Annotated in this window: 7 protein-coding genes; 1 reads left to right on the forward strand and 6 read right to left on the reverse strand. The window is 52.0% G+C overall.

What is annotated here, in order from left to right; all coding sequences use genetic code 11:
- Positions 1-45 precede the first annotated feature (45 nt).
- From proS to metN, 6 genes are all read right to left on the reverse strand, one after another.
- Positions 46-1764, reverse strand: a complete 1719-nt coding sequence (gene proS, locus WFN87_RS08560) for a proline--tRNA ligase (RefSeq protein ID WP_336982882.1) — start codon at positions 1762-1764, stop codon at positions 46-48.
- 110 nt (positions 1765-1874) lie between these two features.
- Positions 1875-2582: a tRNA (N6-threonylcarbamoyladenosine(37)-N6)-methyltransferase TrmO gene (gene tsaA / locus WFN87_RS08565; protein ID WP_166866711.1), complete on the reverse strand. Its 708-nt coding sequence runs from the start codon at positions 2580-2582 to the stop codon at positions 1875-1877.
- A complete protein-coding gene (rcsF, locus tag WFN87_RS08570; RefSeq protein WP_008456976.1) occupies positions 2579-2983 on the reverse strand; it encodes an Rcs stress response system protein RcsF in 405 nt (134 codons plus the stop codon). The genes tsaA and rcsF overlap by 4 nt, the downstream gene beginning before the upstream one ends.
- Before the next feature lie 113 nt (positions 2984-3096).
- Complete coding sequence (locus WFN87_RS08575; RefSeq protein WP_008456978.1) at positions 3097-3912, reverse strand: MetQ/NlpA family lipoprotein; 816 nt, start codon at positions 3910-3912, stop codon at positions 3097-3099.
- Between the two features lie 30 nt (positions 3913-3942).
- Positions 3943-4596: a methionine ABC transporter permease MetI gene (locus tag WFN87_RS08580; protein WP_008456980.1), complete on the reverse strand. Its 654-nt coding sequence runs from the start codon at positions 4594-4596 to the stop codon at positions 3943-3945.
- Positions 4589-5620 (reverse strand): methionine ABC transporter ATP-binding protein MetN, encoded by a 1032-nt coding sequence (gene metN, locus WFN87_RS08585; RefSeq protein ID WP_008456982.1) that lies wholly within the window; start codon positions 5618-5620, stop codon positions 4589-4591. The genes WFN87_RS08580 and metN overlap by 8 nt, the downstream gene beginning before the upstream one ends.
- Positions 5621-5808: 188 nt before the next feature.
- Here metN and gmhB point away from each other — a divergent pair, with 188 nt between their 5' ends.
- Entirely contained in the window at positions 5809-6369 is a 561-nt protein-coding gene (gene gmhB / locus WFN87_RS08590; protein WP_336982883.1) for a D-glycero-beta-D-manno-heptose 1,7-bisphosphate 7-phosphatase, read from the forward strand.
- The last annotated feature ends 418 nt before the right edge of the window (positions 6370-6787 follow it).

A 6787-nucleotide genomic window follows, 5' to 3' on the forward strand; every position in this document is an offset into this window, starting at 1 on the left:
AAAAGCCCGTCCAGATGGACGGGCTTTTTGATGCTCAGTGGCTAATTAGCCTTTGATCTGCTTCACCAGGAAATCAACGATCTCGTTGGTTTTGATCATCTGCTTCTCACCGGCACGGCGATGTTTGTATTCGATCTCTTCGTTGTCGAGATTGCGGTCGCCGATAACGATAGTGTGAGGAATACCAATCAGCTCCATGTCGGCAAACATCACGCCTGGACGCTCTTTACGATCGTCCAGCAGCACGTCGATGCCCTGCGCGCGCAGCGTGGTATACAGCTCTTCAGCCAGCTGCTGCACGCGGAATGACTTGTGCATGTTCATTGGCAGAATCGCAACGTGGAACGGGGCGATAGCGTCCGGCCACAGAATACCGCGATCGTCAAAGTTCTGTTCAATCGCAGCCGCGACCACGCGGGTAACACCGATGCCGTAGCAACCCATGGTCAGGGTCTGGTTACGGCCATCTTCACCCTGAACCGCGGCTTTCAGCGCTTCAGAGTACTTGGTACCCAACTGGAAGATGTGACCCACTTCGATGCCGCGCTTGATCATCAAGGTGCCTTTGCCGTCCGGGCTTGGATCGCCGGCCACAACGTTACGGATATCCGCAACTTCTGGCAGCGCAACATCGCGTTCCCAGTTAATGCCGATAAAGTGTTTGCCGTCGATGTTTGCGCCAGCGGCGAAATCACTCATTGCCGCAACGCTGCGGTCAATCACAACTGGAACAGGCAGATTGATTGGACCCAGGGAACCAGGACCGGCTTTCACGATGTCGCGAATTTCTTGTTCGGTGGCGAATGTTAGCGGACTTGCTACCTGCGGCAGTTTCTCAGCCTTCACTTCGTTCAGCTCGTGATCGCCACGAACCAGCAAAGCAACCAGCGGATAAGCGCTGCCTTCGGTGGCTTTCACCAGCAGAGTCTTAACCGTTTTCTCGATTGGCAGGTTAAACTGCTCAACCAGCTCGGCGATAGTTTTTGCGTTCGGGGTGTCGATTTGGCTCATTTCAGCGGTTGGCGCTGCGCGGCCTGCTGCCGGCGCTAAAGCTTCAGCGAATTCGATGTTTGCCGCATAGTCTGAGCTGTCAGAGAAGATTACATCGTCTTCACCGCTTTGGGCCAGTACCTGGAACTCATGGGAAGCGCTGCCGCCAATAGAGCCGGTATCTGCCTGAACGGCACGGAAATCCAGACCCATACGGGAGAAAATCTTGCTGTAAGCCTCATACATCTTGTCGTAGGTTTCCTGCAGGGATTCCTGAGACGTATGGAACGAGTAGGCGTCTTTCATCAGGAATTCGCGGGAACGCATTACGCCAAAACGTGGGCGCACTTCGTCACGGAATTTAGTCTGGATCTGGAACAGATTCAGCGGCAGCTGCTTGTAGGAGCTCAGTTCGTTGCGAATCAGGTCGGTGATCACTTCTTCGTGGGTTGGACCCAGCACGAAAGGACGTTCGCCACGGTCAACAAAGCGCAGCAGCTCCGGGCCGTATTGTTCCCAACGTCCACTCTCCTGCCACAGGTCGGCGGGTTGAACCACCGGCATGCACATTTCGATAGCACCGGCGTTGCTCATTTCTTCACGCACGATGTTTTCGACTTTCTTCAGGACGCGCAAACCGGTTGGCAGCCAGGTGTATAAACCGGAGGCCAGCTTGCGGATCATCCCGGCGCGCAGCATCAGCTGGTGGCTGACTACTTCAGCGTCGGCAGGTGTCTCCTTCAGAGTGGAGAGCAGATATTGGCTAGTACGCATGTTGTTACGGTTCCATTTGAACGGCAGAGCGCAGGCCAGCGGCGGCCTGCTTCAAAAAAAGTGGTTTAGTTTACCAGTGTGGCAGAGATGTCAAAAGAGAGAGGGCTAAATTAACTCGTTTCGAGAGCGAACACTTCAAAACCGTGTTCTGTGATGCGCCAGCGAACGTTAAAGTCCAGCAGCAGAACGGCGTAAGTTTTCCCGACATCTTCACCTTTACGATAGGCAGGACGAGGGTCCTGAGCAAGCACCTGACTGATAAAACGCGCAAGATGCGGATAGCGTTTTTCCAGCCCGGTCAACTGATGCTGCACTTCTGGTGTAAACATCACAGGCATGTCCGCCTGCGGAGCCTGCTGTGCATAGCCAGCACGTGCGTCCGGCACGGCTTCTGCAAATGGCAGGTACGGTTTGATATCTACAATGGGCGTGCCATCCACCAAATCCAGACTGCCGAGCTGTAAGATCACTTCATCTTTTTGGCAACGAATACCTTTAAGCTCAACCAGCGACATGCCGATTGGATTCGGGCGAAACGTGGAGCGCGTAGCAAACACGCCCATTCGCGCGTTGCCGCCAAGCCGGGGAGGACGTACGGTTGGGCGCCAGCCGCCTTCCATCGTTTGGTGAAAGACAAACAATAGCCACAGGTGGCTAAACTCTTCCAGCCCACGAACGGCATCGGCCTGGTTGTAAGGCGCAAGCAGACGCAGTTCACCGCCGCCGTCTTTGACCAGGCCGGGCTGACGCGGGACGGCGAACTTTTCTTTATAAGGGGAGCGAATAACGCCTATTTGTGCAAATTGAAATGGGGTCATTGCGCCGAAACTTGCAGCGCGGAGCCAACGCAAACAGCCTGACGGTAGCACCCTGGCGTGCCGGTGGTGATGTCGCAGCTGTGCTGCAGGACCGCATTGGCTTTCATTTTGGAGGCATTAATCTGCATGCGTTTACGTGCTGTCGGGATATTCGGGGGAGAATCCTGATTGCTTGCCTGGCAAGACTCGCCGCTGACTTCGCCTAAATCACGGAACGGTTTACCCACCAAGTCTTCTGCGTTGGTGTAGATTCTGACCGGAACAGGGCGAGGAGCTTTCGGTTTCTCTGTTTCTGTCTTCGGCGCAGCTGCCGTGCTTTGAACGGGTTCTACTGGGGATCTGCTTAGCATTGAACAGCCGCTCAGCGCGAAGGCTAATAAACAGATCGGTAAAGCACGCATAATATTTCCTCAATGAATGTAAAACGGGGAACATTGAAGCAAGCTCGAACCAAAATAACAAGGCGGGCTTGCGCCCGCCTTTAATTATTTACGTAAAACTGAAGAATGGAAACTTACCAGCCTTTAACCGCGCCGCCGTTAAAGACTTTGTTAGCCGCTTCGTTCACTTCGTCAGACTGGTAGGCCTGAACGAACTTCTTCACGTTTTCTGCATCTTTGTTGTCTTCACGAGAAACGATCAGGTTCACGTAAGGCGAGTTTTTGTCTTCAACGAAGATACCGTCTTTCGCTGGTGTCAGGCCAATCTGGCTAGCGTAAGTGGTGTTGATGATGGCCAGAGCAATCTGCGCATCGTCAAGAGAACGCGGCAGTTGCGGTGCTTCCAGCTCAACCAGTTTCAGATTTTTTGGGTTCTCGGTGACATCCAGCACGGTTGGCAACAGACCAACGCCGTCTTTCAGTTTGATCAGACCTTCTTTCTGCAGTAGCAGCAGAGAACGGCCGAGGTTAGTCGGGTCGTTTGGCAGTGCTACCTGAGAACCCGGCTGCAGTTCAGCCAGTGATTTGATTTTTTTGGAGTAGCCGGCAATTGGATAAACAAAGGTATTGCCTACGGAAACCAGCTTATAACCACGATCTTTGATCTGCTGATCCAGGTAAGGTTTGTGCTGGAAGGCGTTAACGTCGATATCCCCTTTGCTGAGTGCTTCGTTTGGCAGGACATAGTCGGTAAAGGTCACCAGCTCAACATCGAGGCCATACTTCTCTTTAGCCACTTTCTGAGCCACTTCCGCAACCTGCTGCTCAGCGCCAGCAATCACGCCGACTTTAATGTGGTTTGGATCTTTCTCTTCCTGACCGCAACCCACCAGGGCCAGAGAGCCAATCAGAGCGCCGACCGCGGCGAACGTTTTAAAGTTAAAAGCCATGTCCTTTTCCTTGTATGAATGCAGTTGTGTTTATTTGTGTGTAACAGCCCGGACGATACGATCGCCAGAGAATTGAATTAAGTAAACCAGCACGACCAGCAGAACCAGTACGGTATTCATTACGGTAGCGTTGTAGCCGATGTACCCGTACTGATAGCCAATCTGCCCCAGACCACCGGCACCGACGGCACCACCCATAGCAGAATAGCCCACTAAAGTGATAAGGGTAATCGTCGCGGCGTTGACCAGGCCTGGAAGTGCTTCTGGAAGCAGTACTTTACGAATGATTTGCAGCGGCGTAGCGCCCATCGCGCGTGAAGCTTCAATCAGGCCGGTTGGAATTTCCAGCAGGGCATTTTCAACCATACGCGCAATAAACGGCGCGGCACCAACGGTCAACGGAACGATAGCCGCTTGCAGGCCGATAGACGTTCCTACGATGACGCGAGTAAAAGGGATCATCCAGACAAGCAGGATAATGAATGGAATAGAACGGAAAATGTTAACGATCGCCGAGAGGCTGCGGTAAAGCTTCGCATTGGCGCTGATTTGCCCAGGACGAGTGATGTAAAGCAGCACGCCGACTGGCAGACCGAGCACAAATCCGAAGAAACCGGACACAAAGGTCATGGCCAACGTTTCATATACGCCGCGAGCCAGTAACCAAATCATTGCTTCAGACATAACCCAGCACCTCTACTTTCACGTGTTGCTCCTGCAGCCAGGCAATAGCCGCTTGCGTATCTTTTGGCTCGCCGTGCATTTCACACAGCATGATGCCGAACTTCACGCCACCTGCATAATCCATCTGCGCGCTAATAATGTTGCTGTTCACGTTGAAGGTACGTGCTGTTTCTGAGAGCAGTGGGGCATCGACCGACTGGCCAGTGAACTCCAGGCGTAATAAAGGTACCGCATTTTCTTTATGCTCTGCGTTCAGACGCTGCGCGTAATCTTCCGGCACGTCGAGGTGCAGTGTGGACTGAATAAACTGCTGCGCCAGAGGCGTCTTCGGATGGGAGAACACTTCGCTCACCGTATCCTGCTCAATAAGCTCGCCGTTGCTGATCACGGCCACGCAGTCACAAATACGTTTGACCACATCCATCTCGTGGGTGATAAGCAGAATGGTCAGGCCCAGGCGGCGGTTAATGTCTTTCAGCAGCTCCAGAATAGAGCGGGTCGTGGCTGGGTCCAACGCGCTGGTAGCTTCGTCACACAGCAGGACCTTTGGGTTGCTGGCAAGCGCACGAGCAATCGCGACGCGCTGCTTCTGACCGCCGGAAAGGTTTGCAGGCCAGGCATCGTGCTTTTCACCTAAACCTACTAAGTCCAGTAGCTCGGTAACGCGACGTTTAATCTCTTCTTTTGGCGTGTTATCCAACTCGAGCGGCAGAGCGACGTTACCAAAAACGGTACGCGAAGAAAGCAGATTAAAGTGCTGGAAGATCATACCGATCTGGCGGCGGGCTTTGGTTAACTGGGTTTCAGAAAGCGTTGTCAGGTCCTGACCGTCAACCAGAACTGAACCTTCGGTTGGACGTTCAAGCAGGTTTACACAGCGGATAAGGGTGCTTTTCCCCGCACCGGACGCGCCAATCACGCCATAAATTTGCCCGGCAGGTACGTGCAGACTGACATTGTTCAATGCCTGTATGCTGCGGTTTCCCTGCTGGAACACCTTGGTGATATTTGAAAGTTTAATCATTGAGTTATTTATTATCGTATCTGTATTAGCCGTGGAATTTTCTGCTACCAGTAACCAAAGTTACCGTAATCGATATGGATGTTAAGGCATCCAGACGTCTAAATCAATCAGCGAGTGAAGGACTGTTCTCTCCTTATTACTAAATCATGCGATACTAAACGCCATTAACCCGTTTCAGGAGTTCTCAAGTGGCACAGTCCGTACCCGCTATTTTTCTCGACCGCGATGGCACCATTAATGTCGATCATGGCTATGTATATGAAGTTGACCGATTCGAGTTTATTGATGGTGTTATAGATGCAATGCGCGAATTAAAAGAGATGGGCTTTGCTCTGGTGCTGGTGACTAACCAGTCCGGCATTGCGCGCGGGATGTTCACCGAGGCTGACTTTGAAAACCTGACCGAATGGATGGACTGGTCGCTGGCGGACCGCGGCGTCGATCTCGACGGCATCTATTATTGCCCTCATCATCCGGATGGGAGCGTGAAAGAGTTTAGCCAGACTTGTGACTGTCGTAAGCCGCAGCCTGGCATGCTGATTTCTGCCCGTGATTTCCTGCACATTGATATGGCTTCTTCTTATATGGTCGGCGATAAAATTGAAGATATGCAGGCTGGTGCTGCCGCAATGGTGGGGACTAAAGTGCTGGTTCGCACCGGCAAACCAGTGACAGAAGCAGGTGAGGCGGCCGCAGATGTGGTTATTAATAGCCTCGCAGACCTGCCAAAACTCATCAAAAAGCGCTAAAAATAAGCGTTTAGACTAAAAAATAGCCTGTCAGAAAGTTTTTTCAAATTAGGGGTTGTCAGGCTCTGAGAACTCCCTATAATGCGCCTCCACTGACACGGCGAAGCGGCTTCGAAAGCGGCTTCACAACCCGGTAGTCAGTCAGACGAAAGCGAAAATAAACGCTTGACTCTGAAAGAGGAAAGCGTATTATACGCCACCTCGAGTTAGCAAGCGAAAGCGACTGACTCACTGCTCTTTAACAATTTATCAGACAATCTGTGTGGGCACTCGCAGGATTGATATCTCAGCATCTTCGGATGCAAACAAATATCAAGTCTTGAAGAGTGACTACTGATTTTATAAACAGTTTTAATTCTTTGAGCATCAAACACTTTTAAATTGAAGAGTTTGATCATGGCTCAGATTGAACGCTGGC

Source organism: Cedecea sp. AS113, from assembly GCF_037152415.1.
Classification (GTDB): Bacteria; Pseudomonadota; Gammaproteobacteria; order Enterobacterales; family Enterobacteriaceae; genus Cedecea.

What these genes read in the sequence shown, in the direction of transcription:
- proS (WP_336982882.1), bottom strand. Translation starts at nt 1,764, where the DNA reads ATGCGTACTAGCCAATATCTGCTCTCCACTCTGAAGGAGACACCTGCC.
- WFN87_RS08580 (WP_008456980.1), bottom strand. Translation starts at nt 4,596, where the DNA reads ATGTCTGAAGCAATGATTTGGTTACTGGCTCGCGGCGTATATGAAACG.
- WFN87_RS08575 (WP_008456978.1), bottom strand. Translation starts at nt 3,912, where the DNA reads ATGGCTTTTAACTTTAAAACGTTCGCCGCGGTCGGCGCTCTGATTGGC.
- tsaA (WP_166866711.1), bottom strand. Translation starts at nt 2,582, where the DNA reads ATGACCCCATTTCAATTTGCACAAATAGGCGTTATTCGCTCCCCTTAT.
- rcsF (WP_008456976.1), bottom strand. Translation starts at nt 2,983, where the DNA reads ATGCGTGCTTTACCGATCTGTTTATTAGCCTTCGCGCTGAGCGGCTGT.
- metN (WP_008456982.1), bottom strand. Translation starts at nt 5,620, where the DNA reads ATGATTAAACTTTCAAATATCACCAAGGTGTTCCAGCAGGGAAACCGC.